At 68.7% G+C, this 23,947-nt stretch carries 36 protein-coding genes; 2 read left to right on the top strand and 34 right to left on the bottom strand.

Annotated elements, in window-relative coordinates:
- Positions 1-34: 34 nt before the first annotated feature.
- The 17 genes from AC3WRM_RS05590 to terL all read right to left on the bottom strand — a co-directional run bounded on the left by AC3WRM_RS05590 (position 35) and on the right by terL (position 15,446).
- Positions 35-937 (bottom strand): hypothetical protein, encoded by a 903-nt coding sequence (locus AC3WRM_RS05590; protein WP_492248703.1) that lies wholly within the window; start codon positions 935-937, stop codon positions 35-37.
- The gene (locus tag AC3WRM_RS05585; protein ID WP_492248704.1) at positions 934-4,404 is read right to left on the bottom strand and encodes a phage tail tape measure protein; all 3,471 of its coding nucleotides are present in this window, start codon (positions 4,402-4,404) and stop codon (positions 934-936) included. The genes AC3WRM_RS05590 and AC3WRM_RS05585 overlap by 4 nt, the downstream gene beginning before the upstream one ends.
- 72 nt (positions 4,405-4,476) lie before the next feature.
- Positions 4,477-4,716: a hypothetical protein gene (locus AC3WRM_RS05580; RefSeq protein WP_492248705.1), complete on the bottom strand. Its 240-nt coding sequence runs from the start codon at positions 4,714-4,716 to the stop codon at positions 4,477-4,479.
- Positions 4,717-4,847: 131 nt separating this feature from the next.
- Positions 4,848-5,396, bottom strand: coding sequence for a hypothetical protein (locus tag AC3WRM_RS05575; protein ID WP_492248706.1), 549 nt, complete (start codon positions 5,394-5,396; stop codon positions 4,848-4,850).
- Positions 5,397-5,502: 106 nt separating this feature from the next.
- Entirely contained in the window at positions 5,503-5,994 is a 492-nt protein-coding gene (locus AC3WRM_RS05570) for a phage tail tube protein (RefSeq protein ID WP_492248707.1), read from the bottom strand.
- 2 nt (positions 5,995-5,996) lie between these two features.
- Positions 5,997-6,386 (bottom strand): hypothetical protein, encoded by a 390-nt coding sequence (locus tag AC3WRM_RS05565; RefSeq protein WP_492248708.1) that lies wholly within the window; start codon positions 6,384-6,386, stop codon positions 5,997-5,999.
- 10 nt (positions 6,387-6,396) lie between these two features.
- Positions 6,397-6,837: a hypothetical protein gene (locus tag AC3WRM_RS05560; RefSeq protein ID WP_492248709.1), complete on the bottom strand. Its 441-nt coding sequence runs from the start codon at positions 6,835-6,837 to the stop codon at positions 6,397-6,399.
- A gap of 13 nt (positions 6,838-6,850) precedes the next feature.
- Positions 6,851-7,207 carry an HK97-gp10 family putative phage morphogenesis protein gene (locus AC3WRM_RS05555; RefSeq protein WP_492248710.1) on the bottom strand — a complete coding sequence of 119 codons (357 nt, stop codon included), beginning with the start codon at positions 7,205-7,207 and terminating at the stop codon, positions 6,851-6,853.
- Positions 7,204-7,668, bottom strand: a complete 465-nt coding sequence (locus AC3WRM_RS05550; RefSeq protein WP_492248711.1) for a DUF6093 family protein — start codon at positions 7,666-7,668, stop codon at positions 7,204-7,206. Before AC3WRM_RS05550 ends, AC3WRM_RS05555 begins: the two co-directional genes overlap by 4 nt.
- Positions 7,668-8,033, bottom strand: coding sequence for a hypothetical protein (locus AC3WRM_RS05545; RefSeq protein WP_492248712.1), 366 nt, complete (start codon positions 8,031-8,033; stop codon positions 7,668-7,670). The genes AC3WRM_RS05550 and AC3WRM_RS05545 overlap by 1 nt, the downstream gene beginning before the upstream one ends.
- 118 nt (positions 8,034-8,151) lie before the next feature.
- Positions 8,152-8,322 (bottom strand): hypothetical protein, encoded by a 171-nt coding sequence (locus AC3WRM_RS05540; RefSeq protein WP_492248713.1) that lies wholly within the window; start codon positions 8,320-8,322, stop codon positions 8,152-8,154.
- Entirely contained in the window at positions 8,322-9,488 is a 1,167-nt protein-coding gene (locus AC3WRM_RS05535) for a phage major capsid protein (RefSeq protein WP_492248714.1), read from the bottom strand. The genes AC3WRM_RS05540 and AC3WRM_RS05535 overlap by 1 nt, the downstream gene beginning before the upstream one ends.
- Before the next feature lie 15 nt (positions 9,489-9,503).
- On the bottom strand, positions 9,504-9,845 hold the full coding sequence (locus AC3WRM_RS05530; RefSeq protein ID WP_492248715.1) for a DUF2190 family protein: 342 nt from the start codon (positions 9,843-9,845) through the stop codon (positions 9,504-9,506).
- 2 nt (positions 9,846-9,847) lie between these two features.
- Positions 9,848-11,137: a hypothetical protein gene (locus AC3WRM_RS05525; protein WP_492248716.1), complete on the bottom strand. Its 1,290-nt coding sequence runs from the start codon at positions 11,135-11,137 to the stop codon at positions 9,848-9,850.
- A gap of 209 nt (positions 11,138-11,346) precedes the next feature.
- Positions 11,347-12,288 (bottom strand): phage minor head protein, encoded by a 942-nt coding sequence (locus AC3WRM_RS05520; RefSeq protein ID WP_492248717.1) that lies wholly within the window; start codon positions 12,286-12,288, stop codon positions 11,347-11,349.
- A 105-nt stretch (positions 12,289-12,393) separates the two neighbouring features.
- A complete protein-coding gene (locus tag AC3WRM_RS05515; protein ID WP_492248718.1) occupies positions 12,394-13,938 on the bottom strand; it encodes a hypothetical protein in 1,545 nt (514 codons plus the stop codon).
- Between the two features lie 20 nt (positions 13,939-13,958).
- Positions 13,959-15,446, bottom strand: coding sequence for a phage terminase large subunit (gene terL, locus AC3WRM_RS05510; protein ID WP_492248719.1), 1,488 nt, complete (start codon positions 15,444-15,446; stop codon positions 13,959-13,961).
- 81 nt (positions 15,447-15,527) lie between these two features.
- Between terL and AC3WRM_RS05505 the strand changes: the two genes are divergently transcribed.
- Positions 15,528-15,683 (top strand): hypothetical protein, encoded by a 156-nt coding sequence (locus AC3WRM_RS05505; protein WP_492248720.1) that lies wholly within the window; start codon positions 15,528-15,530, stop codon positions 15,681-15,683.
- A gap of 137 nt (positions 15,684-15,820) precedes the next feature.
- Here the strand turns inward: AC3WRM_RS05505 and AC3WRM_RS05500 are convergent, their stop codons facing one another.
- The 16 genes from AC3WRM_RS05500 to AC3WRM_RS05425 form a co-directional block, all read right to left on the bottom strand.
- Positions 15,821-16,327: a hypothetical protein gene (locus AC3WRM_RS05500; protein ID WP_492248721.1), complete on the bottom strand. Its 507-nt coding sequence runs from the start codon at positions 16,325-16,327 to the stop codon at positions 15,821-15,823.
- Positions 16,328-16,394: 67 nt separating this feature from the next.
- Entirely contained in the window at positions 16,395-17,231 is an 837-nt protein-coding gene (locus tag AC3WRM_RS05495; protein WP_492248722.1) for a DUF7341 domain-containing protein, read from the bottom strand.
- 163 nt (positions 17,232-17,394) lie between these two features.
- A complete protein-coding gene (locus tag AC3WRM_RS05490) occupies positions 17,395-17,607 on the bottom strand; it encodes a hypothetical protein (RefSeq protein ID WP_492248723.1) in 213 nt (70 codons plus the stop codon).
- On the bottom strand, positions 17,604-17,957 hold the full coding sequence (locus AC3WRM_RS05485; protein ID WP_492248724.1) for a hypothetical protein: 354 nt from the start codon (positions 17,955-17,957) through the stop codon (positions 17,604-17,606). The genes AC3WRM_RS05490 and AC3WRM_RS05485 overlap by 4 nt, the downstream gene beginning before the upstream one ends.
- Complete coding sequence (locus AC3WRM_RS05480) at positions 17,950-18,174, bottom strand: hypothetical protein (RefSeq protein ID WP_492248725.1); 225 nt, start codon at positions 18,172-18,174, stop codon at positions 17,950-17,952. The genes AC3WRM_RS05485 and AC3WRM_RS05480 overlap by 8 nt, the downstream gene beginning before the upstream one ends.
- A 115-nt stretch (positions 18,175-18,289) precedes the next feature.
- Positions 18,290-18,529, bottom strand: coding sequence for a hypothetical protein (locus tag AC3WRM_RS05475; protein ID WP_492248726.1), 240 nt, complete (start codon positions 18,527-18,529; stop codon positions 18,290-18,292).
- Complete coding sequence (locus AC3WRM_RS05470) at positions 18,526-18,852, bottom strand: hypothetical protein (RefSeq protein ID WP_492248727.1); 327 nt, start codon at positions 18,850-18,852, stop codon at positions 18,526-18,528. Before AC3WRM_RS05470 ends, AC3WRM_RS05475 begins: the two co-directional genes overlap by 4 nt.
- Positions 18,853-19,088: 236 nt before the next feature.
- Positions 19,089-19,334: a hypothetical protein gene (locus AC3WRM_RS05465; RefSeq protein ID WP_492248728.1), complete on the bottom strand. Its 246-nt coding sequence runs from the start codon at positions 19,332-19,334 to the stop codon at positions 19,089-19,091.
- A 62-nt stretch (positions 19,335-19,396) separates the two neighbouring features.
- On the bottom strand, positions 19,397-19,609 hold the full coding sequence (locus AC3WRM_RS05460; protein ID WP_492248729.1) for a hypothetical protein: 213 nt from the start codon (positions 19,607-19,609) through the stop codon (positions 19,397-19,399).
- A gap of 271 nt (positions 19,610-19,880) precedes the next feature.
- Positions 19,881-20,162 (bottom strand): hypothetical protein, encoded by a 282-nt coding sequence (locus AC3WRM_RS05455; RefSeq protein WP_492248730.1) that lies wholly within the window; start codon positions 20,160-20,162, stop codon positions 19,881-19,883.
- Positions 20,163-20,170: 8 nt separating this feature from the next.
- Complete coding sequence (locus tag AC3WRM_RS05450) at positions 20,171-21,043, bottom strand: hypothetical protein (protein ID WP_492248731.1); 873 nt, start codon at positions 21,041-21,043, stop codon at positions 20,171-20,173.
- On the bottom strand, positions 21,040-21,180 hold the full coding sequence (locus AC3WRM_RS05445; RefSeq protein WP_492248732.1) for a hypothetical protein: 141 nt from the start codon (positions 21,178-21,180) through the stop codon (positions 21,040-21,042). Before AC3WRM_RS05445 ends, AC3WRM_RS05450 begins: the two co-directional genes overlap by 4 nt.
- Positions 21,181-21,289: 109 nt before the next feature.
- Positions 21,290-21,901: a hypothetical protein gene (locus tag AC3WRM_RS05440; protein WP_492248733.1), complete on the bottom strand. Its 612-nt coding sequence runs from the start codon at positions 21,899-21,901 to the stop codon at positions 21,290-21,292.
- Between the two features lie 42 nt (positions 21,902-21,943).
- Entirely contained in the window at positions 21,944-22,462 is a 519-nt protein-coding gene (locus AC3WRM_RS05435; RefSeq protein ID WP_492248734.1) for a hypothetical protein, read from the bottom strand.
- Positions 22,459-22,656: a hypothetical protein gene (locus AC3WRM_RS05430; protein ID WP_492248735.1), complete on the bottom strand. Its 198-nt coding sequence runs from the start codon at positions 22,654-22,656 to the stop codon at positions 22,459-22,461. Before AC3WRM_RS05430 ends, AC3WRM_RS05435 begins: the two co-directional genes overlap by 4 nt.
- Position 22,657: 1 nt before the next feature.
- Positions 22,658-22,915, bottom strand: a complete 258-nt coding sequence (locus AC3WRM_RS05425) for a hypothetical protein (RefSeq protein WP_492248736.1) — start codon at positions 22,913-22,915, stop codon at positions 22,658-22,660.
- A gap of 66 nt (positions 22,916-22,981) precedes the next feature.
- Between AC3WRM_RS05425 and AC3WRM_RS05420 the strand changes: the two genes are divergently transcribed.
- Positions 22,982-23,179, top strand: a complete 198-nt coding sequence (locus AC3WRM_RS05420) for a hypothetical protein (RefSeq protein ID WP_492248737.1) — start codon at positions 22,982-22,984, stop codon at positions 23,177-23,179.
- 5 nt (positions 23,180-23,184) lie between these two features.
- Here AC3WRM_RS05420 and AC3WRM_RS05415 read toward each other — a convergent pair whose 3' ends face one another.
- Positions 23,185-23,811: a hypothetical protein gene (locus AC3WRM_RS05415; RefSeq protein WP_492248738.1), complete on the bottom strand. Its 627-nt coding sequence runs from the start codon at positions 23,809-23,811 to the stop codon at positions 23,185-23,187.
- Positions 23,812-23,947 lie beyond the last annotated feature (136 nt).

Genomic DNA, 23,947 nt, shown 5'->3' with positions numbered 1-23,947 from the left:
AACCGTCAGACACCATCTCGACTACTCCTCACGATCACACCCACGTCGGGCACCACTCAGCAGTCACCAGCGCGCCGGCACCGACCGACGAACCTCCGAACTTCACCTGCGACCCACCCGGCGCGATGTCGAACCAGCGGCCGTAGGTCTGCGACGTGCGCGTGGCGTAGATGTCGCCCTGCGCCCACGCCCGCTCCGTCTCGCTGTCGAGCTCGATGTACTCCCCGGCAGCGAGGCTCAGGGTCGTGCGCAGAGTCCGACCGGTTGCCACGTCGATCAGGTACGGGTCGACGATCGGCCCCTGGATGCGCCACTTCACCGACGCCGGCTCCAGTCCCTCGTTGTCGAGCTCGAGCAGGCCGGACGAGACCTGCGCATCCCACGTCGCGGGCCACTGCGCCGGCCACGACAGGCCGCCGACGGACGCCGCAGGGCCGGTCGACGCGGTCTGCAGGTCGCCTCGGATCAGGGGATCGTCAGCGACCAGCACCAGCGACGCGGTTGCCGTGTTCGGGGAGGTTTCGCTCCACTCGAGGCTTCCGCGGCGGCGGAAGTCAGCCCACCGGCGGCCGAAGTGCGGTTCGTCGACGACCACGCGCACCGGGTTGATGCCGCACACCGCAGCGAGGCGGTGGCGTGCGAGGTGCAGTTCGGTGTGCTCGCCGAAGACCTGCAGGCTGATCTGCCACTCGCGCGACTCGTAGTAGCGGGTCGCGTTCCATGTGCCGTGTGCGCGGACACGCGGTCCGCTGACCTCGCGCGGTGGGGGAGAGTTGCCGAACGGGTCGGAGCCGCGCTGCAGGGACCAGCGGATCCCGCGGACGTCGGTCTGGCCGAGGACGATCCCGTCACCCAGGTCAGCGGTCGCCTCAAGGGGCCCGTCAGCTCCGATCCCGTACAGGCCGATGCCGTAGTGCCCGAGACCGTAGGCCGTCATCCGAGCACCCCCACCTTCTGCTGGCCAGCGTCCAGGTTGTGCTGGACCAGGCGGGCGACCTCGCGAGCCAGGGACGTCTCGTCGAACTTCATCGTGACCGTCTGCTCGAGCTTCGTGACCTGCTGACGCTGCGCAGCCGACAGATTCCCCGACCAGCCTCGGGCAGCCATCCACGCCGGGTCAGTCGTCAACTGGCCGTAGGCGCCAGCCACCCCCTGCAGGGTCGCGACCTGAGCGTTCACACGCCGCAACGCGTTCGCGTCGGACAGGTAGTGCCGGGCCAGCTTGATCGCCGACTTCGACGGACCCGCCGCCTGCAGCTGCTGCAGCAGCCACGGAGCCGCGCCACGATCCTTCAACTGGAACAGCAGACTCGTCAGCGTCGCCATGTCCGCAATCGACCGGTCCAACGCCCGCTCCACCTGCTCAGGCGTGGACAGCCCCTCGATCGACGTGTTGCTGCTGATGAACGAGTCGGTCGCCTGGCGGCGGTCCTCGCGCAGCTGGCGGCGCTGCTCGGCGCGGTTGTCGCGGTACTCGTTGTACTCGTCCGGGCTCATGCCACGGCGGCGGGCATCCCGCGACGCGCGCAGCGTGCCCGCGTACTCGCGGCGGGTCTCGATCAGATCCTGCCGCGCCTCCACCCGATCCAGGCCACGCAGCACGTACCGCGTCTGGCGGGTGTCCTTGCCCTTCGGCTTCTTGCCGTACTTCTCCCGCTCGTTCAACGACCGCTGCAGGTCCCGCATGCGGATCCGCAGACGGGTCAGCTCGAGCGAGGAGACCGCGTCGACCTGTCCACCCGACGCGAACCCGGAGACGTCGCCCAGCAGCTCCGACAGGTTCAGGCCAGCGTTGATCGCGGCCAGCCACTCGTCGTTCTCGCGCGAGGAGCGCTCGTTGATGATCCACTCACCAGAACGCACCATGAGCGTCTTCCCAGCGGGGCCTCGCGCGATGACGTTGTCCAGCATCGGGTTCGACGGGGGCCGCCCGGGCACCACGCCACCGGATGCGTACCCGGCCGGCACCCGGCCGCCCATCCACCGGCCAGCCGGGTCGGTGAGCATGTCGGCGAGCGAGTTCGACGACGGCGCCTGATCGGAGTAGGACCGGCGGATGTTCTGCTCCACCGTGACGGACACGCTCTTGCTCCGCACACCCGCCAGCAGGCCGATGACCCGCTTGAGACCGTCCTCCGCCGATCGGGTCAGCGCGTTGACCGTGGCGCGTGCCTTGCGCCGGTCGATGCGGTCCGCCAGGCCCAGAATGTCCCGCATCTGCTCGGCCGAGAAGTCGGCGCCGGACAAGGAGATGATCGTGCGCACCAGGTCCGGGGTGAGCTCGTACTTGCGGACCAGCGCCTCGACGTCGGCAGCCGAGTCCAACGCGCCAGGCGTCAGGATCCGGGTGATGACCTCCGTCGGGAGCCCCATCAACTCGGTCTTGTAGTCGTCCAGACCGGCCGCGGAGATCAGCCACGCGTTCGCCGACAGCCGCTGCTGCTCGGCGCGCTCGACGGCCTTCTCGCTGGCGGTGTCGAGTTCGTCGGTCAGGTCACGCAGAGCCGACCTGAACTCGTCGATACGGCCGCTCTGCGTCTCCACGAACGGCAGGTCGGAGAACACCGAGGACGCACGGCTGTACTTCTCGTCCAGCCCCGCCAGCACCTCTTGCACGTACTCGCCCTGCGAGCCGCTCTTCTTGAGGCTGGTCGCGAGCTTGTCGAGGTCGATGCCCAACGCGCCAGCGTTCTTCCCGATCCGGCCGTCGGAGAACGCCTTCATCAGCGCGTCGACCGTGCCAGCGGTCGACTTGCCGTCGTCGGTGAACGTCTTGGACAGTTCGTCGCTGCTATCGCGCGCCTGGCTGAGGAACCGGTTGAGGTTGTCGAGCTCGTTCGACGCACCCTGCAGCGCGACGATCCCGATCGTGATGCCCGCGAACCCCTTGAGTGAACCGACGAGCCCGTCGATCTTGCTGACGCTGCCCTTGGCGTCGTTCCCGGCGCTGCGTGCGTTGCCGCCGAACGTCAACAGCCCGCCACCAGCGGCCTCCGACACGCCAGGCAGGACACCCAGGCGCCGGCCGAGCACCTGCGCGCCGCCGGCGAGGATCAGAGCCTGCTGCGCCGACTCGGGCAGCCGGTTGAACGCGTCCACGAACGGGGTGACGACGTCCGCCGCCAGCTCGAGAACGTCCACGACGGTGCCGCCGGCGGTCGCCAGCGCGGGCAGCGCGGACCCGGACAGGTCCCGCAGGCTTGCCGCGAGGGGAGCGAGCTCGTCGAGCAGCTCCACGACAGCCTCGCCCGCGTCCCGGCCGAACGCCTCGAGGTCGCCGCTGCCGGCCACGTCCGAGAGCCGGTCCGCGACCTGAACGATCGCGGGCGCCAGACCCTTGCCGAACTGGATCTTCGCGGTCTCGATCTGCCCGGACAGGTTCTCCAGTGCTCCCGAGGTGCCCGACATCGACGCGTCCGCGAGACGCTGCGCCGCGCCCAGGTCCGACGTCTGCCGAATGTAGTCCTCGAGGCCGTCGGCGCCCTCCTGGATGAGGACGTTCGCCGCGCGGCGGGCGTCAGCACCGAAGATGGTCGTCAACGCGGCCGTCCGCTCCTTCGCGGACATGCCACCGAAGGTGCGCTGTAGCCGCTCGGCGATCTGCGTCGCGGACACGAACTCGCCGTTGCTGTCGGTGAATGTCAGCCCCAGCGCGGCCATCGCCTGAGCCTGTTCCTTCGTCTGCGGCACCAGGCGCGTCAGCATGGTCCGCAGCGACGTGCCCGCGTCCGAACCCTGGATGCCCGCGTTCGAGAACGCCGCCAGGATGCCCGTGGTCTCCTGCACCGACAGGCCCGCCGAGTTGGCCTCGGTGCCGGCCTGCGCGAGCGCCTGCGTGATGTCCGAGACGTCCGCGCTCGAGGCGTTTGCGGCGCCCGCGAGAGCCGACACCGCCTCGTCGGTCTGCGACGCTTCCAACCGGAACGCGCCCATCGTGTTGACGACCGAGTTCGCCGCCACGTCCAGGTCCAGGCTGCCCGCCGCCGCCAGGGTGAGCGAGTTCTTCAACGCGCCAGCCTGGATCTGCGCCGGCGACAGACCACCCTTCGCCAGCTCGAGCATCGCCGACGCGGACTCCTGAGCGGAGAACACGGTGTCGGCGCCGAGCTTCATCGCCAGGTCGTCCAGTTCGGACATCGCAGCTTTGGGCGCCTTCGTCTGCTGCGCGACCTGACGCATGGTCCGCGAGTAGGCGGCTTCCAACTGGACCGAGTCCTTGACGAGCTTCGCGATGCCGACCGTCGCGACAGACCCGGCCGCGACCTGCATCGCGTTGCGGATCTGAAACCCCGAGCGCTGTCCCTGCGACCCGAGCGCGACAGTGTCGCGGGACGCCTGCTGCAAGGCGGTCTTGTACTGCCCAGCATCGAGCGTCAGAACGACCCTGACGGACCGGTCGGCCATGCGGAACCTCCCGGCGTGTCGTCGTTGTGCAGTTCAGGGAGGCCCGCGCGTGGGGCCTGGCGCTAGGCGGGGTCAGGCCGGCGGTTCAGCGGTGACAGGTGTTGGGATCCGCGCCGCGTAGGACAGCGACTCGGGCAGGTCGAACCCGTCCTGTTCGTTCGCGCGACGCTTGCGCAGCAGCGCCGCGGTCACGTGGCAGCGTTCGACGTCGACGGCCACGTTGCCGTCCATGGCCGCTGCACGGCATTGCTCGGTCGGCAGGCCGCACAGTTCGCAGGTCAGCTCTCGGCGCACGTGCGTGAGGGCGAGCATCCAGTCACGTTCGACGTCGTCCCACTCCGGTTCGACCGTGGAGTGGGTGAGGCGCCCGTCGGAGTCGTGATGGTAGGTGGTGGTCGGCTCCCACCCGTTCAGCCGCTTGAGGCTGATGCCGAGTCGTTCGGCTAGCTCGAGCTCTCCTCGGAGTACCGGGTCATCAGCGACGCGTCGCGCGAGAAAGGGGCGCCACCACCGCCACGGTTGATCTCGAACAGCTTGATCGCGAACTTCGAGAACACACCGTCGGTCATCTCGTCGGCCAGCTGCTGCCACTCGCTGGCCGGGTCGAACTCGACCGGCTCGTTGGTGACCTTGTTGGTGACGCCGACGATCGTGGGGGTGTTGCTGTAGACGTCGTCGACGAACGTGGCGACGTGCACACCGAACGCGGTGTCCATCTGGACTTCCTTGTCGGCGGGGTGCTTGGCCTCGAACTCGTTCCACTGCTTGCGGTGCAGGGCCTCGAGCTCGAACACGACGGTCGACTCGGCCATGCTGTCCTCGAGGGCGGTGATCTCGTGGGCCTTGGCGGTCAGGACCGGGTCGCCGAGGCGACGGTCGGGGTGCTGCTTGAGCTGCTGCAGTTCGCTGGTGCGCCGCTCCCACTCGGTCTGCAGGGCCATGTCGGTGCAGAGTTCGATGGTGCCGCGGGTGCGCTTGATGGTGATGGACATGCTGGTGTTCCTCCCGGTGTGCTCCCGGTGTGACGACATGCGTTCCCCCGTGGGAGGGGTCGCGGGACGTGGACGGCACCGGGAAGGCCGCCCACGCCCCGCGAGATCAGGAAGCGATCGCGAGGTCGGTGGTGACGCCGCCGGCGCCGATGAACGCCTTCTGCGCGATCTTCTGCTTCTCGTTGGCGGGCGTGTTCTGCCGGTTCTGCACGCCGGCCGCGAACTGGATGACGTCGACGACGTCACCAGCGACGAACGGCTGGTCGAACGGCTTGCCGTAGCGGACGAGGTAGTAGCGCTTCACGCCACGCTTGAGCGTGTCGTAGAGGATGTAGTCCTCGGCGTTCTGCTGGTCCCAGACGTAGATCGTCTCGAGCGTCTCGCTGTACCGGCCGGGCTCCTCGCCGTCCTGCGTGGTGCAGAGACGCTCGTCGGTGACGGTCGCCTCGTTCACGCCTCGGTTGAAGCCGTCTGCGGTGAACTCGCAGGTCACGTCCTCGGCTGCGTTCGCTGCGGTCGCCGTGAGCGTTCCGCTGAAGGTCGTCAGCAGGGCCACCTTCATCATGCCGTCGCCGACGACGCCAGGGGGCATCACCATGGTCACTCATCTCCTTCGCCGGCGGCGCCGGTCTCGTGGTCGGGGTTGTTCCCGTCGTCCGGCCCCGGGGTGGAGTCGGAAGCGTTGTCGTCGGCGATGAGCGCGGCGATGAGGTCTGCCTTGCGATCGCTGACGGGGTCGACCTGTCGACCGCCGTCGATGCGGACGCTGATTTCGTCCTGCAGCTCGGCGACGGTCTTCTTGTCGTAGGGGGTCCGCTGGACCGGGTTGCCGGCCTTGTCGGTGAACGGCTTGGGGTCGCGGGCGACGCGTCCGATGTGCTCCGGCGCGTCGTCGACGAGGGTGACGCCCGGGCGGAGCGGCTTGCCCTTGGGCCAGTCGAACTCTCCGGTGGCGTCCTGGACGCGGATCCAGGTCGGGAAGACGGGCATGGGTGCTCCTTCAGGTGGTGAGCTGGTAGATGAGCGGGGTCCAGTAGCGGGCGGGAGACTCGTTGTCGTCGCGGCGGCTGGGTCCGGGGTCGTTGAGGAGGTGGAGGCGGCCGACGATGGTGTCGGCGTGGTCGCCGGTGAACGTGGGCCGCCAGTTGTCGAGGCGGGTGGTGATGGCGTCGACGACGGGCTCGAGGGCGTCCGGGGTGCCGGCGACGACAGTCAGCTGCGTGGTCCAGGTGAGGCCGTTGCGGGTGCCGCCGAGACGGACGTCGTCGGTCATGCCTGCACTGGGGTGCTGGACGACGTAGGGGCGGACCCGCTGGTCCTTCTCGCTGATGGTGGGCGGTTCCGGGTCGACTGTGCGGAGGTAGACGGTCAGGTTGGGGATGGTGTCGAGGCGGTCGTTGACGGCGGCGACGAGAAGGCGCCGCGGGATAGTGGCCGTCATGCGGGCGCTCCGTTCAGGCGATGTCGGTGGCGATCTGCGCGGCCGCGGCTTCGATGGCGGGCGCGTTCCGGTCGAACGCGGGGCCCATGTACGGCTGCGGAGCCTGAGTGGAGGTGCCGAGCTCGACGTAGACGCCGTACTCGGCGGTCGGACCGATCTCCGCTCGCACCGAAGAGACCAGCTGGTGCGTTTCGTAGGTGATGGAGGAGCGCAGATTGCCGGTGTCGACCGGCGCGAGCGCCTGCGCGTCCCGCTTGATGTCAGCGGAGCCCTTCTGCAGCACAGCGCGCATGGCCGGAAGCGTTTCGCGGTCCGCGCCAGACATGTCGACGGCCAACCGGTTGAGCTCGGAGAAGTCGAACCCGCTCATGCTGCGGTGCTCCTGCGCGTCTGGTCGTCGACCGCGTACACGTCGCGCTCCATGCGGATCGACCCGCGCGTGACCCGCGCGATCGTCATCCATGACAGCGTCATGTCGCTGCTGTGCGTGACCTCGATCCGGTCGCCGCGGCTGATGTCGCCGGCAGCGTCCAGGTCGAGGACGACGCGGTAGACGGTGACGGTCTGGAACTCATCGCCGAACAGCCGCTGCACTTCGGTGCGTGCGAGTTCCTGCAACCGCATCCCGCCCTCGTACAGGGCGCTGGTGGTACTGGCCGGCGTGTAGGACAGGTCGTCGTTGATCGTCGCTGGGACGGTCGCGGCAGGCCAGACGCGGCCTGTCGCGGTGAACGAGAGGGCGATCGTGTGGGCGTGGTCGCGTTCGAAGTTGACGGGCACGACTCGCGTGCCGGGGCGGCCGTGCGAGCGGTTGGGGCGGGGCACCGTCATCACCAGCCGCTGGGACGCTCGGTGAGCTCGGGCCAACGGCTGGGGGCGTCGACGACCTCGAACCAGCCGTCGTCTTCGTCGGCGACCGCGTTGGCGTGCTGCTCCCGCAGGGCTTGAGCGTGCTTGCGGAGCGCGTCGGCGGCCTTGGCGCCGTCGGTCTGCCAGTCCTGGGAGCGGAGCACCTTGGACGCGAGTACCTCGTTGGAGGCGTTGGTGTCGATGGCTTGCGCGGCGGCGAGCTTGACGTGCCCGCCCTCGAGGGCGAGGAAGTCGTTGATGTCGGCGTCGGTGAAGACCTGTGCGGCTGGGTCGACGTCGTTGAGGAGGAGGCGGACCTGCCGGATGCTGGTCGTGTCGTCTGCCACGGTGTCCTCCCTCGGGCTTGTCTGTGGGGCCGCGCCCTGGCGCAGCAGGAAGGACGGTTGCTGCGCCAGGGGCGGTCTTCCAGGGGTGACGGGCTGCTGAACCCTCGACCCAGGGGGTTCAGTCCCCGTCGACGTCGACCCTGTCCGGGGTCGACGGAGCCTTCTTGCGTGCCGGCTTCTTGACCGGCTGGGGTCGTTCCGAGCCCCGCCGCAGCTCGTCGGCGATCGAGTCCAGTCGATCGGCGATCCGCTGCAGCAGGAGCTCGGACGTAGTGACCGGCTCCGGCATCAGGAGCCGGCGCCGGTGGAGACCGCGGTGGCGATCATGTCGGTGCCCGCGGTGCCGAGCACGTGACGCGTCCGGTACTGGATGTCGTCCAGGTCGAACGAGCCCTCCTCCGGAGCGATCGCGCCGCCGCCGACGCGCGAACCCGTGTCGGCCTTGACGCGCACGTCCGGGGTCTCGTGGCCGCGGAGCTTGCCCAGCCACAGCGCCTTGCGCGCCGACGCCGGGTCGGGCACGAGGTACCAGGTCGTGGGCGACGTGGCCGACGTGTCGAGCACGTCCAGCCACGGGTCGACGACCAGCTGCACCCGTCCGGAGACGTAGTTGTTGCTGACGACCTCCTGGTTGCCGGTGGTCGTGCGGATCTCGCGGGCGTCGAGGATCTTGCGGGCCGTGAACTCGAGCGCGGCGGGCACGACGAGCTTGTAGGCGCGCACGACGATCGGTCGGCCCTCGGGGTCGCGTCGCTGCTGGATGGCGTTGAGCGCGGCCTCGAGGCTGTCGATCGTCAGGACGGGGTTGCCGGCGATCAGGTTCGACGAGCCGCCCGACCAGGTGTCGGTGTCCGGGTCGTAGGTGCGTCCCCAGGCGGTGGCGTTGAACAGGCTGTTGTTCGGGCCGTTGCCGTCGGTCAGGAGCGACGCGGCGGCGCGGGACTCGGTGTCGCGGGCCGCGACGGCGAGGTTCTCCGGCAGGTTGCGGAGCTCGTCGAGGTCGTCGTTGACGATCGCCTCCCACGAGATCGCGAACCGTCCGCCGTACTTGGAGACCTTGAGGCGGTACAGCGCCTTGCTGATGCTGCGCGCGGGGTACTCCGACAGCTCGGGGACGACGTCGAGGCCGGCCTTGCCGCCCATCAGGTCGATGAGGTTCTTCGGCTTGAAGTCCCGGACCGTGGTGGTGGACACGTACTGGCTCCACACGGGGCTGATGTCCTCGTAGCGGTCCATGACCTCGCGGTCGAGGACCTGGAACACGGCCTGCTGGAAGTCGCCCGCGACGAGCGCCTCCTGGAACTCGAGCATGCCGCGGCGCGATCCCTTGAACGCCTTGGCCATCTTGTCCTGGGCCTCGCTGATGGCGGCCTCGGACAGTCGGGCGCGGGGCCCGAACGCGGACTCGTTGGCGACGGCCTCTGCAGCCGTGCCGGTGAGGGTCTGGATGGTCATGTTGGTGGTCTCCTCTCAGACCCGTGCGATGCGCACGACGATGGTGGCCGCTCCGGACGGCTTCGCCTCGAGGGCGTAGCCGAACAGGGTGTTGCCGGATGCGGTTGGCGACAGGCTGCCGCCGCTGGTGATGTAGACGGGTGCGCCGATGGCGAGCGTGCCGCCGGAGCCGACGGGCAGTCGGTGGGCGCCCTTGGTCCAGACGGTGGCGTAGCCCTCGGGGTTGCCTCCGTTGCCCTCGGCGGTCTGGGTGACGCCGACGAGCGCACCGACGATGACGGGCGCGCCGGCCTTGGTGCCGTCGGGGACGGGCAGGGACAGGTGGTCCGCGTCGCGGAAGACCTCGTTGCGAGCCATGATCAGGCCTCCTTCGTGGAACGGCCGAAGATCTCGGCGCGCTGGGTGTCGTTGGCCTCGCGGAGCTTGGCCTCGCTGGTGTCAGCGGTGGACGTGGTTCGACCGAACGCGCGGACGCTGCCGTCGCCCTCGAGGGTCTTCTTCTTCTCGGCGACGGCCTCGCCGACGAGCTTGGTGAACGCGTCGAGGTCGACCTGTCCGTCCTTCTCGACGGCCTGGGTGCGCAGACCCGCGGCCTCGAGCTGGGTGAACTCGACGTCGGCGGCCTCGATGACGCCGTTGAGGGCGTCGGTGCGCTTGGCGTCGGCCTCGGCGTTCTTGTAGGTCGCGAGCTCGGACTCGGCGGTCTCCGCGCGCTGGATGGCGGTGTCGCGCTCTGCCTCGAGCGTCGTCACCCGGCCGGCCTTCTCGCGGAGGCCGGAGAGCTCCGACTCCTCGATCTGGGTGGTTGCCATGGTGTCCTCCTTGGACTCCTGGGTGTTGATCTGCCCAGCCGGGTTGGCGCGGGCGTTCTCCGCCGCCGCGAGGAACGCGGTCGGCTCCTCCCACAGGTCGCGGGAGTAGAGCTGGGGCTGCTCGTTCTCGAGCTGCGTGGCGAACGTCGTGAGGGCCTGGCCGACTGCCGAGGACAGGCTGATGCGCTCTTCGCGGGTCAGGCGCCCGTCGCCGAACATGTCGTCGGCGATGTGGGTGAGTTCGAGGTGCAGGCGCGATTCGATCCAGTGGCCGACGTTGCGTGCCTCGGTGAGGCGTGCGAGCGCGGCTTCGCGGGTGAGGGTGTCCCCGAGCGCGGCCTCGAGGACTTCGGCGATGCGGCCTCCGCGTCCTGCCTTGGTGACGAAGTCGACGCTGTTCGCTTCGACGAGCCGCTCGATGATCTGTCCGCGGCGGCCGTCAGCCTCGCCCTGGCTGACTTCGGCGGTGGCGCGGATGCTGACGCCGATCGACTCGCGCATCTCCGCGAGGGCGGGCGCGTAGGAAGAGAACACGCGGGCGCGGGCGGTGAGCGCGGTGCCGTTCCAGGTGGCGTCTTCGGCGAGGACGGCCGCGAGGTTCATGAGCGACCCCTCGGGGCGGTCCATGTTCTCGACGGCGGTCTGGTGGTCGATGTACATGTGCGTGCCCGCCGGGAAGACGACGTCGGCGGCTGCCTGCTCGAGCACGTCGGCGGCGTAGTAACCCGACGACCCCCATCCCGGGGTGATGAGGTCGATGCGGAACACGCCGGGCTTCTCGGCGACGGCGCGAGCGTTGAACGTCTCAAGCGCCTCGGTCACGTGGATCGTGGGCATGGCGATGCCTCCTGGGCGCGGTAGATTCGACTGGTGGGTCAGGACGACGCGAACGAGGGTGAGCCGGGCGGTTGCCTTGGCCACGTGTTCGCCTATGAGCAGCTGGTGGTCGTGCGCGACCCTGGCCGGCTCATGCCCGGCCTTGGGATGGAGTTGCGGTGTCGGCGTTGCGGTGCGCCGGCCTACGAGGCATCCGCGACTGAACTGAGCTAGGCCGCTGTGGACGCCGAAGCGGGCACCCACGAGTCACGCCAGCCGTCTGTGTGCCGCAGCCGCGCCCACTCGCTGCGGGGAAACTCCCCGGCCTGCCACGCGTCGTAGCGGCCAGGCCCGAGGATCGCCTTCTGCTCGGCGGCGGGCAGGTCGGCGAACAGGGCGTCCGCGTCAGGCAGCAGCGACGGCGGCTCTTCAACATCGAACCCGAGCTCTGCCCACGACTTGGTCTTCGCGACCCGGGTGCAGCGGCAGTTCTGGTGTCCCTCGGGGCCGGGCTGCTCGAGCGGGAACTCCTGCCCGTGCATGCCCCAACAGGCTGGACACGTCCGGTTCGACAGGGTCGCTGTCCACACCCACGCGGACAGGAGGTGAGCGTTGGCGCTGTCCTCCAGCGCGGACGCCGCGCGGTGAGCGTCAAGCATCTCCGTGCGCGCGATCGTCAACGCTCGGCCGAGGCCGCCGTTGAACACACCCTCGGTCTGCTTCACCATCCGCGCGGCCACGGCCCGCGGGTTCGAGCCGACGGCGACGCCGCGAACCAGTTGACGCCGCATGACGGTCGCTGCTTCGTCCGACAAGGGGTAGGACAGCTTCGTGATCTGGTCACCCGCACGTGCGACGATCGCGTCGATCGCGGTCGGGGAGATCCGCGACCACGCTGCCACGTCAGCAACGGCGGAGGCGGGCAGCTGCGAACGGATGATGCTCTGCTGCATGCTGCCCGCGTAGTCGACCGCGTCGCGCAGCTCGTCGATGATCGCGGTCGCGGAAGCATCCACGAGTCCGGCTAGACGCTGCTGGATCACGTCCAGGGCGTTGAGGAGCCGCTGCGACTTGATCACGTCGTTGCGGCGGATCCTGTCGTCGACGGCCGCGAGAGCGAGTTCGTTGAGTGCGGCCTCAAGTTCGGGAGCGACGTCGTCCCAGGCTCGCACCCAGGCCGCTACCTGCGTCCGCGTGTGCCCGTCCAGGACGCGAGCCACATGCGACCGCATCTGCCCGACAAGGACGTCAGTGCTGTATGAGTAGGCCATGACACGTCACAGGAGGCTTGCCGGGTCGCGGCCGTCGCGGAACGCGTCTGCTGCGGCCTGACCTGCTGAGACTTTCGGGTCGACCCAGTTCCCCTCGTCGTCCTTCATCTCGTCGAGCACCTCGTCGATGTCCTTGACACCGAGGGCCATGAGGAACAGGCGAGCGATCGTCAGCGGGGGGACCTTCCCGGAGTCGTCGGCTGCGGCGATGGCCTTGGTGATGACGTCGACGGCGACCTTGTCGAGGGTGGGCCAGTCGATGTCGATGGCGCGAGTCGCTTCGCCGGCGAGCGTGATGACCTCGCGGCCGTACTCGTCGATCTTGACGGTGCCGCGCAGAGGCCCGCGGGGAGCCTTCACCGCTTGGTCGATCACGTAGTCCAGCAGCGCTCGGTCGGCGGCCTCGTGCAGGCTGCGACGCAGCTGCATCTCGTGCTTCATCGGCTCGTCGAGGGTCTCGGCGACGGCACGAGCTCCTGTCTGCCCGGGATCGGACAGCAGCATCGTGACGGGGATGCCGAGCGCGGCGGCGACCATGCCGGCGAGCGGTCGCCCGGACTCGCTGTCGATCGTCGCGCCGGTCTTCGGGACGGCCTCGAGCGTGGACCCGGCGGTCACAGCAGTCGCGCCGGCCTGCGACTCGTTCGGCAGCGCGGACTGCGCCGAGCGTCTGGCTTCACCCGCGGCGCGGGCGGCGCGGCCCTTGGTGGCCGACGTGACGCGCCAGGCGTACCGCGACAGGCTCTTGGTCAGCTTCGACCAGTCCTCGAGGAACTCCTTGTACGCGCGGGCCCAGGAGATCGCCGCGTAGGCGTCGCCGATCCCGAACGACCATCCGTCGATGCGGTTGACGGCGAGGTGCTGGACTGGTGTGTCCCACTGGACAGGGATTCCGTCGATGCTCTTGGGACGCTGACGGGGCCGGAACCCCAACGCGGGGTACAGCACGCGGCGGGTCTCGCGGCGGGTGCGCGTCAGTCCCGTGTAGCCGGCCTCGACAGCCTGGGTCGTGTACTGCCGCAGGTAGAACCAGGGCTCGTCGCGGTCGTCGGGGTTGCTGATGATGTCCTCGACCTCTTCGGGGTCGATCGTGCGGACCTGCACCCGTCCTGTGACGGGGCTGGTGGGCAGCGCCCGGAACACGTCACCGTCGGTGCCGAGGGTCTTTTCGGACTCCTCGCGGGCCTGTGAACCGGAGTAGGAGGCTGCGTTGTCGTCGAGGAACGCCTGGATGACGCCGTTGACGTTGTCGTCGTCTGCTGTGATCTGGACTCCGTCGCCCCACACGTAGCCGGTGCGGACTGCGATGCCGCGTTTGATGAGCGGGTTCTGGATTGCGAGGATCCGGCACAGCCCTGACGCGCGCCGCCGGCCCTCGCGGGTGAACTCCTGCGCAGCCTGAGTGGTGAGCGCCATCCAGCCGCGGTCCTCGAGCGCGAGCTCGAGGTCGGCGAGGGACTCGCGGGTGAACTCCAGCTCGGAGGACGTCGCAGCGAGTTCGATCTCAAGGCGCTCGTGATCGGCGATGGCGACGTGGGGCCACTCCGGCATCAACGTCACCACCTTTGCGGCTAGTAGGGCGAGATCGCGTAGTCGGCGAGGTCAGGGTCGAAGTCGTCTTCGTCGACCAGTTCTCCGTCGATGAACGGTTGCAGCACCAGCCGGTTCAATCCCTGCGTGAGGGCGTCGACCTGGTCGTCGTGCTTGCCTGCGGGGAAGGACGCGGCCTCTTCGATCAGGTCCGTCACCCACGGCGCGATCTTGGCGGACGGCAGCCACACGTTGCCGGCTTCGATGAGCGGCGAGACGGCGGCTGCTCGAGCCTGCTTCGACCCCTGTGGTTCCTCGGGGACGATCCCGGGCACCCTGTTCCGCAGGGACGCGATGACGGCGGGCCCGTTGGCCTTGTCCTCGATGATCTTGAGGGTAGCTTGGGGCCAGCGGGCCGCGAGGGACTGCACTGCGGTGACGGTGGCGGGGAAGTCCATCCGGTCGCGCACCTGGTCGAGGAGGTAGGCGTTGGCGCCGCGTCGCATCCACACCTGACCGACGACGTAGTCGCTGCTGCTGGTGTCCTTGAACGTGAGGTCCCAGGACAGGAGCAGGTCGTCGTAGTCGGTGACGACGCGGGTGCCGTCTGCGCGTTCGATGTGCAGTGGGAGGTCGTACTGCTGCCACCAGTCGCGCTTGAGGATGTCGCCCTCGCCAGGCGACGGCCGCCCCTGGTACAGCGACGCCCACGTGCGCGACCCGGCCGTCTTGCGCCGCAACTCCCACTGCGAGTAGCTGCGTCCACGCGCGGAGACCATGTACTCGCCCGGCTCGCGGCCCAGCGGGTCGGTCTCGCCCTCGGCGGGGTTGTGGTCGGCCTGCGCGGGGATGTTGATGACTCGCCAGCCGGCGTGCGCGTCCTGCTCGATGAGGCGGGCGGCGAGGTCGTCTTCGTGCCAGCGGGTGAGGATGAGGATGACGGGCGCGCCGGGGGAGAGGCGGGCGGACAGGGCGTCGGTCCACCAGTCCCAGCAGGTGTCTCGGATGGTCTGGGAGTCGGCTTCGGCGCGGTCTTTGAGGGGGTCGTCGATGATGAGGACGTCGGCTGCGCGGCCGGTGACGCCTGCTCCGCGGCCGACGGACAGCATCCCGCCGCCGTGGCCGGCGATTTCCCATTCGGATGCGGCGCCGTTGTCGGCGGCGATGGTGAGTCCGAGTTCGGGGTGGGCGGTGATGGTGTTGCGGACAGTGCGGCCGTTGCGGTTGGCGAGGCCTTGGGCGTAGGAGCCGGTGACGATGCGGAGGGTGGGGTTCTGGGTGAGGGCCCAGATGGGGAAGATTTGGCTGGCTCGGGTGGATTTGCCCTCTTGTGGGGGCATGCTGATGATAAGGCGGCCGTCGGGTTGGTCGAGGACGTCGACGAGTGCTTGGTCGATGAGGTCGAGTGCTGGGGTTTGGATGGTGCGGGGGTCGATGGCTTGGGCGAGTTCCCCGGGGGTGTTCCAGCGGCGTTGGGGGGTTTCGAAGGCTCGTGCGGCGAGTTCGAAGGGGTTGAGGGTGACCGACATGCCGGGTCACCTGCCTAGAGCGTCATGTCGGAGGTGAATGCGACTCTTTGGAAGAGACACCCATTACGGAAGGGGATGACCATGTCCAAGGAGGACGAGGCACGCGAGGCTCTGCTGGCGAAGATCGCTCAGCTGGCGCCGAACCAGAACGGGGCGGTCGGCACGCTGCGCTTGGCGGAGGCATACGCCTATGTCGTGGCGCCGAATCAGCCGCACGGGAGCGTGCAGTCGAACTGATGGCCTGAACGACGGAAGCCCCTCGACCTGGCTGGGTCGGGGGGCTTCTGGTTTTGGGGTCGCTGAAGGACCAGGGCTAGTAGACCACAAAGATCATGTGGCCCGCAATGCGTCACGCCGAAGATGACTCAGAAGGACTAAGCGGCTGTTGATCGGTCGAACGAAACGTGGCACGGCACGCACAAGGGGATGTAGTGCGCAGGATCGACCGAATAGCGAAGCTTTCCCTCGATGCGCTCGTCGGGGTCTTGTTGGTCGTACGCCCACTGTTCTGCCTGCCCAGGACAGTGGGCACACGCCTGCTTCGACGCGGGTCCATGCGCGCGATAGATGCGCTTGTGGAGCCCTTGATAGGTGATGGCGGCACCCGACCAGTTCCAGTGGTCTTCGCCGGCGGGCATCTGTTTCTCGCGCGTCACGTCTCCGAACTGAACCTGGCGCTTGTAGTGCAGGTGGCAGAAGCCTAGGCCGTGGCGTGGTCGATCGCAGTCGTCTAGTTCGCAGGTAGCGGCGTGCTCGTACCGGCGGATTGCGGTCTCGGGAACCTTGCCTGTCCGCAGGAACCGCGCGTAGTGGGCGTGGCAGAAGCCCCGTGTCCTGACGGGCCTGTCGCAGTCGGCAACGGCGCACGTAGCATCGGTCATGTTCACTCCTCATCCGAGTGGGCCAGACCCCGGGACGTTGGCGCGTCGCCGGGGTCGCTTCTAGCCCTCATCCTACTGCTGAGGATGGCGCCTCTCCGTCATCCCAGTCCGAGTTCTCGGCACGGATGTGGTCAGCCAGGAGGCCGATCGTCCCGCTGTCCCACCCTTCGCCGCACTCGATGCACATGCCGGTCTGAGCGTCGAGGCGGACCCGCAGGCCGCCCTTGATTCCGCAGAGGGGGCAGGTGTTGTCGGGGCGCCAGGAGGGGGCGTCCCAGCCGGTGACGGTGCGGGCTCGGATCCACCAGGCTCGCAGGTCGCTGGTCATGCGGTCGCCGGCGTTGGCGGCTGCGGACCTGATGAGCTGGCGGAGTTCAAGCTGCAGGCCGGTGTGCTTGTCCTGGATGGGGAGGTGGAGGGTTCGGCACCAGGCGAGTGCTTCGGTTTCGATGGCTTGGAGGACGTCGATGGCGTCGATGCGGGCGGCTGGTTTGGAGGCGAAGGTGTGGGCGCCTCCGGTGATGGCTCCGGTGGTGGCGATGGCGGAGGTGAGTTGTTCGAGGAGGGGGAGGCTGATGGTGCGGTGGGATTCGGTGAGGAGGTAGGTGGTGCCGTCGGGGTTGGTGCGTTGGGTGGTGCGGGGTTGGTGGTGGGTGGTGGGTTCGGTGAGGGCTTGGACGTAGTCGTGGGGTGTGGCGGGTTGGTCGCGGTCGAGGGCGCGGGCGGCTTTGTTGAGGATGGCGTGGGTGAGTGCTGCGGTCATGGTGGGGCTGGTTTGGGTGGCGACGGGGTGAGCGATGCGCATGGGGGTTCTGGGGGTGCCGGGGCGTGGGGTGGGGTCGCAGTGGTGGCATTGGTTGTGGGGGAGGTCGGAGTAGGCGCAGAGGTCGGCGTCGGTGGTCATGCGAGCTCCTCGGGGGTGTGGAATCCGGTTGGGCGGCGCTGTCGTGGTGGGCCGGGTACGTGCGGTCTCGCCTGGTGGTGGCTGCCCACTGCTGGCCGGGTGTCATCGGCGGGTGGTGGTGGCTTGTCGTCTCCGAACGTCAGTCGGAAGTCGATGCGGATCCTCATCGGGTCTCCTGGGGGTAGTGCATCCAGCTGGCGACGGTGCGGGGTTCGGTGGTGTTGACGGTCACTGAGCCGTCGTCGTGGCGGGTCGTGGTGGTGACGGTCTCGATGAGGCGGACGAAGACGGTCGGCTTGACGTCGCACATTCGGCGTTGTTCGTCGATCTCGGTGGTGTAGCCGTGCTCGACCGTGCCCGCGACGATGCCGCTCACGAGTCGAGCCATTCGGTCAGATCCCGGATGGGGTTGACCTCATTGTCGGACTCCCAAACCTTCTGCGCCTGGCGTCCCTCGTGGATCCACACCTCGATGTCGAGGTAGGTCTCGGCGGTCCACTCCGAGCCGCCCTGGCTGGCGCGTTCGATGACGCGGACCTCGACGTCGTCGTCATCAGGGTCATGTTGGAGTCGTCGCAGGATGGCCGTGCGCAGGTGTCCGATGGCTCGAGACTCGGTGTATTCCGCGGGGCCGGGCCATGGCCAGTCGCCGTACTGGTCCTGCTGGAGTCCGTCAGTGTCTTCCCACTGTCGGAGCGTCACGAAGTCGGCTCGGTGGTCAGCCACGACGGTCCTCCTGGCGGTGCTGCTCCCACCAGACCTGCGCTTCCGCGCGTTCGGCGCGGGCGATCAGCCGTAGCTCGCGGCGCTCGGGAGACGGCGGGTAGGTGAAGTCGCGCAGGTGCGCCTCGGCCCTGCGTGCCGAGGCTGCGAGCTTCTTCATGACGCGGCGGAGCGCGTCGCGGTCGATGTTGAGGCGGACGGTGAGGTTGGTCTCGGGCATGGTCAGTTCTCCTGGCTGGTCGGGTGGTGTGCGTTGTGCTCGAGCGCGAGGTAGGCGCCGGTGGCGAGGCTGAGGGCGAGGGCGGCGAGGACGAGCCACTCGCGCCACGGGGGCGTCACGGCTGGTCCTGGGTGCGTCGCGGCGGCAGGGGGCGGTCGAACTCGGTGGCGCAGCTGATGCAGAGCTTCATGACCCATGGCCGGGCGCTCCCGTTGGCGTCGTGGCCGGGGAAGGCGACGGCGCGCACGTAGTCCTGGCCCGCGAGGATGAGAGTCGAGCAGCGGTAGCCGTGGCAGGCGTGCTGCTTACGCGCTCGGATCAGGTGCTCGGTGTAGTCCGCCTCCCGGCCGCTCACGCCTCGCTCCGCCCGGTCACGCCGTCAGCGCGGTCGCGGCAGTTCTCGGCCAGCTCGTCGAGCAACCTCGCCGGATCAACGGTGTAGCCAGGTGGCATGTTCTTGACGGCGCGCACCCGACGAGCAGCGTCCTCGAGAGCGTCCGCCCGCGCCTCCTGCCGCTCGGCCGCGCGGACCGGCTCCAGGGCGGCGAGGGCCTCGCGCATGGCGACCTCGAGATCGGCGCGCTCGGCGCTCGGCTCGGACCCGCCCATGTCGTCCCACGCTCGCGCCGCCCACTCGCGATCGTCGGCGTTGCTGGCGATGTAGAACGCCCGCGCCACCGCCTCGACCTCCCGCGCCTGCTCGTCCGCGTTCCCTTGGTCAACCTCCTCAGGCGGTTCGATCTCTTCGACCGCGTGACACCGGCAGGCGCACCGTGGAGTCCTGCACTCGTCGTGGTCGGCCGGATACCCGGGGCCGCAGACCCCGCGAGGCCATCCCGTGCACGCCGTGCTCACGACGCGGTCCCAGCGCTCGCGGCGAGGCAACGGAGTCACGCTCGCCTGCTCGTCCGCGCTCACCGGTCGGCCGGCCAGTCGGCATCCCGCTGGCACGGGGGGCAGAGGCGGCGATGATCCCGGTCGCCGTTCGGCAGATGAGCGCGCGGGCCGAACTTGATCCCGGAGCAGCAGACGGCGATGTTCAGACGCGGGTGCGAGTACGTGAGCCCACAGCCGCCGCACTGGATGGTCGGCGGATCGAGCGAGATGACGCCCGTGACCTTCCCCGGCAAGGCTTCCTGCGGAAGCATCTGGCCGAACACGCCACCTAGGTACTCCGAGCCGGGCGTGTAGTCAGGTCGCGGGGATGCGATCTGTCGCGCGCTCACGACGCACCCCCATCGGTCAGGGTGACGAGGTCGGTGGGGGCGAGGCATATGGGTGTCCAGTGGCCATCGAGCCAGATCGTCACCGACGTCCCGCCCGCCTCGTGTTCGACGGCAGCGACGTTGGCCCAGTAGCCGTCGATCTCCACGCCCCGCCCCAGGTGCACCCCCGACAGCGTCCGCGCCTCGACCTGCACCTGCTTGCTGCTCACGACGGGCTCCTCTCGATGGTGGTCGCGGCGAGGTCGCCGCATGGTCGGCAGAGGAAGGTGTCATCCGGTGGGGCGCAGAGAGGGCAGTGGGGGTCGGGCGTGAGTCCCAGACAGGTGCATCCGCCTCGAGGCATCCATCGCGGCAGGAGGTGCTTCTCGTCGCCCACGATTTGTAGGTTCGCGAAGGTCTTGACCGCGGAACTACAACTCACGCATAGGTCTGCGCACCCAGCTGCCCGCGCCTCGACCTGCACGCTGTCCCCGCGGGCGGTCATCGGGTGCTCCGTCGCACGAGGAACGCGGTGGCGTCCGGGTCTTCCTCGTGCTCGTGGGCCCACTCCAGGAAGTCGTCGGCGCTCATCCCCTCTTCGTCGTCCCACGTCCACTTCTGGACCTTCGGGGCCATCGCGAGGCACGGCAGGCAGCACTTCCAGGTGTGGAAGCCGTAGTCATCCAGGACCCTGAGGGTGCGATACCGCTGCCCAGCCTCGACCTTGCTGAAGCACCAGTCGCACGTGTGCTGCCTGCGCGCGACGGGCTTCGCCTCGCTCATCAGCCGGCTCATCGGGAGCCGTCCACGATCGACTGGATGTTGCCCGCCCAGTCACACAGGTCGCATGTGCCCTCGGGGTGCTCGTCGTGGTTCTCGTCCAGGTCGGCGTGAAGCGCGGCGATGATCTCCTCCCGCACCGTTCCCTCGTCCCGTGCACGCTGGTCGGCGGCGGGGAGAAGGTGAACCCAGCGGCGGACGTGGCGCTCACTGCCCACGATGAGCGGACTCTTCGACTTCACGAAGTACCAGCCGTTCTCGCCGAGCGCGATGACCGACGGGACAGGCTGCTCACCGAACCATGCGACGAGGACGGCACCCGCCTCGGTCGGCAGCGGGGCCACGACCAGCTCGGCCTGAGCCGTCTCGAACGCCTCGCGGGCTTCCGGGTCGACGAGCACGTCGTCGAGCAGGGCGTTGAAGTTCTCCGCACCGGGGACGTGGTGCGCACGGGCCGTGACAAGGTCGGGGCGGGGGGCGTCCTCGCGGGGGGCGTGGAGTGTGTTGAGGTGGCGGCGGATCATCTCGCGGTCGTGCTCGGCGTAGTGCACGCGCTCGACATGCCACCGGTCGGAGAACGGGCTGGCTGACTCGATGATCTCCGTCAGGCGGCCCTCCTCCGTCACGAGCGCACGAACGACGCCCTCGTGCTCGAACCGGTTCGGCTTCCACCCTCCCTCCGGCACTGCCACGGGTCCGGGCGTGGAGGTGCGCAGCGCGCTCAGCTCAGCGCGGGCCCGGCTCACGCGTCGGCCAGCTTCGCAGCCCTCACAGGGGTCGCCGGTGCAGCGGCCGGACTCCTCGCGGGCTACGCGCTCTGCCTCGTTCAGGACGGCATCCAGTGCGGGCGTGGACTGGGCGCGGGCGGTGGGATCGGTGGTCATCGCGTGTACCCCGCTGCCAGGATCGCGTTGACGATCGGTGGGATGTCGTGCACCTCGTTGAGGGGCTCGTCCCACAGGTCGGTCACGGACTGGATCACACTGGTCAGGTGCTCGCTCGTGGTGGGATCGGTGGTCATCGGGACTCCTCGGTGTCGTCGGCGCAAACCCAAGGCTCGTGCGGGCCCAGGACTTTGCTGCACCAGCACTCATGGACGGGAGACTGGGCGCGGGCGGTGGGATCGGTGGTCATCGCTTCGCCGCCTTGTACTGCTGGATGCCGGACTGGATCGCGTGGCAGCACCAGAGGTAATGGGTGGTCCAGTCCTTGAAGTCCCACTCCCAGACGTCGATGAACTCGTAGCCTTCGGTGCTGAAGTCGGTGAGTGCCTGGTAGGTCGCGGAGGCGTCGGAGGCCGTGGCGCCGAGGACGTCCATGTCGAGGTCGGCCCAGATGGACTGCTGCTGCTCCGGCGTGTAGTCGTCCTTGCGCTCGTTCCAGTCCTCGGTGACCTGTCGGCGGACGCTGTCCTCGTCGTGTCGGTGGGCGCCGTCACGCGACTCGGCGGGGATCTTCTCGGCCCAGTAGCCGGGGTTGATGTAGCCCTCGGAGAAGAACTCGAACATGTCCGCGACACGCGAGAATGTGAAGGTGCCCATGTCCCCTCGGATCGTGAGCACTCCCGGCCATGTGACGATCTCGTACCAGTAGGTCGAGGTGTCCGGAGCGCGGAACCGCAGGTGCCGGTAGAGGTCGTGGTCGTGGACGACCTCCATGACGTGGTCGGTGGTGTCCCTCAGGAAACGGCGGTGCGAGTCCGGGTAGTAGGGATCGAGCTTCGTGTCGGTCGTCGTGCTCATCGGTTGTTCCTTCCGGCGTTCTCGGACAGGGCGGAGGGGTCGTCACGCATCGTGCGCCTCCTTGGCCGCGTAGTAGGTCGACAGTGGGATGGGCTCCCACTGCTCGCCGACGCCAGACACCTCGTCGGACCACAGCGCGTACACGTGGCCTTCGTGCTGCCACAGGGCGGGAGCGAGCATGGCGAATCCTGCGAAGTGCATCTCCGGCATCCCGGGCAGCTTCACGCCCGGCGAGTCGAGGTTGCCGAGGCGCTCGTCGAGAACCTTCCCGGCCTTGCGCCGCCGGTTCGGGGCAACCATCCTTCGGTCGGACTTCTTGACGATCAGCGCACCGCCTTCGCCGATCAGTTCTCCGTCACGGTCCGTGTCGAGACGCTCGAATCCGCTCGCCTCCGTACCGTGCCCGAAGCCGCGGCGGCGCACCATGAGGCGCCGTCCCACCTCCGTTTCGATCGCGCGGCGGGCCTCGTTGTTCCTGTCGGTCGCGTCCTTGAACGCGTCCCATGCGGCGACCACCTCCGGGTCGTTGCTCCGGTACGCGACGTCCTCGTTCGTGCTCATGCGTGGTCCTTCCTGGTGGATCCAGCGGGGGCGGTCACGTGGTTGCGGACGTAGGCCATGAACCCGATCTGGAAGTCGTCGGGCCTGCCGTCCAGGAGATCGTCGTAGTCGACCGCCCAGTCCCGGGGCGTCTCGTGGAAGCCGCGGCTGACCCGGTAGCCGGCGCGGTACTCCTGGCTGACTTTCTTGCCCATATCAGGCGTCCTTCCGATCCGTGTACCGCTCCGACAGGCCGCGTCCGCTGTTGGCGCCGGTGATCCGCGGGCAGTAGTCGGCGATTGCCGGGTCGGCCAGTTCCATCTGGTGCAGCGCCTGGAAGAGCGTCGCGACAGCCAGGCGGCGCACCTTCGGGTCCGGGTGGTCGAGGTCGAGGGCCTCGCGGCGGGCGACGGTGACCGCGTCTCGGTCGATCAGGCGGTCGGTGGGGTGCGGGGTCGCGGGCTCGGTGCTCATGCCATCCACTGTACCGCCAGTCGGTACAGATGTATACCGATATCCGGTACAGTTCACGATGTGACCATGAACCAGCGACGCAGCCTCACCCCCGAGCACGCGGAACACCTCCGCACACTCCGGGACCAACGCGACGCCGCCATCGCCGACTACCGCACCGCAGTAGTCGACGCGCTCAACCACGCCTCCATCCGCGAAGTCATGCGCGAAACCGGCCTGTCCATGTCCGTCATCCAGAAATGGCGAGCAGACCTGCAGGGTTGAGTCGGTCACAACCCACCACCCGCCGCGATCTCCCGAAACGCAGCCGGCACCACCACAGGCACCAACGCCTCCTGCTCCGGCGACAACTGCAACCCAGCCAGAACTACCTGCACCACACGCGCCAACAGCTGCCCCTGCGACTCCGCCAACGCCTGACGCCGCTCCTCAATCCCCGCCTTCGCACACGCAGCAGCAACAGCCACCAGATGCTGACGCTCTCGACGCCACTCAGCCACCCACGCATTCGTCACCGCCTCGAACGTCGACCCCGCGTCCTCCCCGCCTACCTTCAGCCGGGTCCGACCCCACACCACATCGCCCTGCTCCAACCCGGCCACGATCGTCCCCAGCCACGCCACAGCTCCAGCCGTGCGATGCAACTCCTGCAGTAGAGCCGTGTGGTGGTCGATCTCGACCGGCAGGCCGAACGTCTCGACTGCCTGCTCGAGCTCGCGCTGCCGCAGCCGCTCGTCGGCCGCGGCGATGGCCTGCGGCGACTTCCCGCCGTGGAGGTGGCAGACCCGCTGGCCGGGCTGCCGCTTCTGTCCGCAGGGGTTGCCGGCGCGGTTGTGCGCGGCGCAGAGCGCATGGGGTTGGCCGCAGCGGTTGCAGGTCTTGGGGTCGTCAGTCATGCCCGGACCTTCCATGTGGTGAATCGGGGGTCTGGGGTGAAGCTGAGGATGGTGCTCATCGGGTGCTCCTGTGGTGGTGTCGGTTGGCCCCTTCAGTGGGGTGGGACGGGCGCGGGTGGTGGTGTCCCGCCCTCCC

The sequence above is a fragment of the Aeromicrobium sp. EU05-FHT14F07 genome (assembly GCF_058790455.1).
Note: the sequence above shows the minus strand (reverse complement) of the source record. Positions and strands in the feature narration are given on the sequence as shown.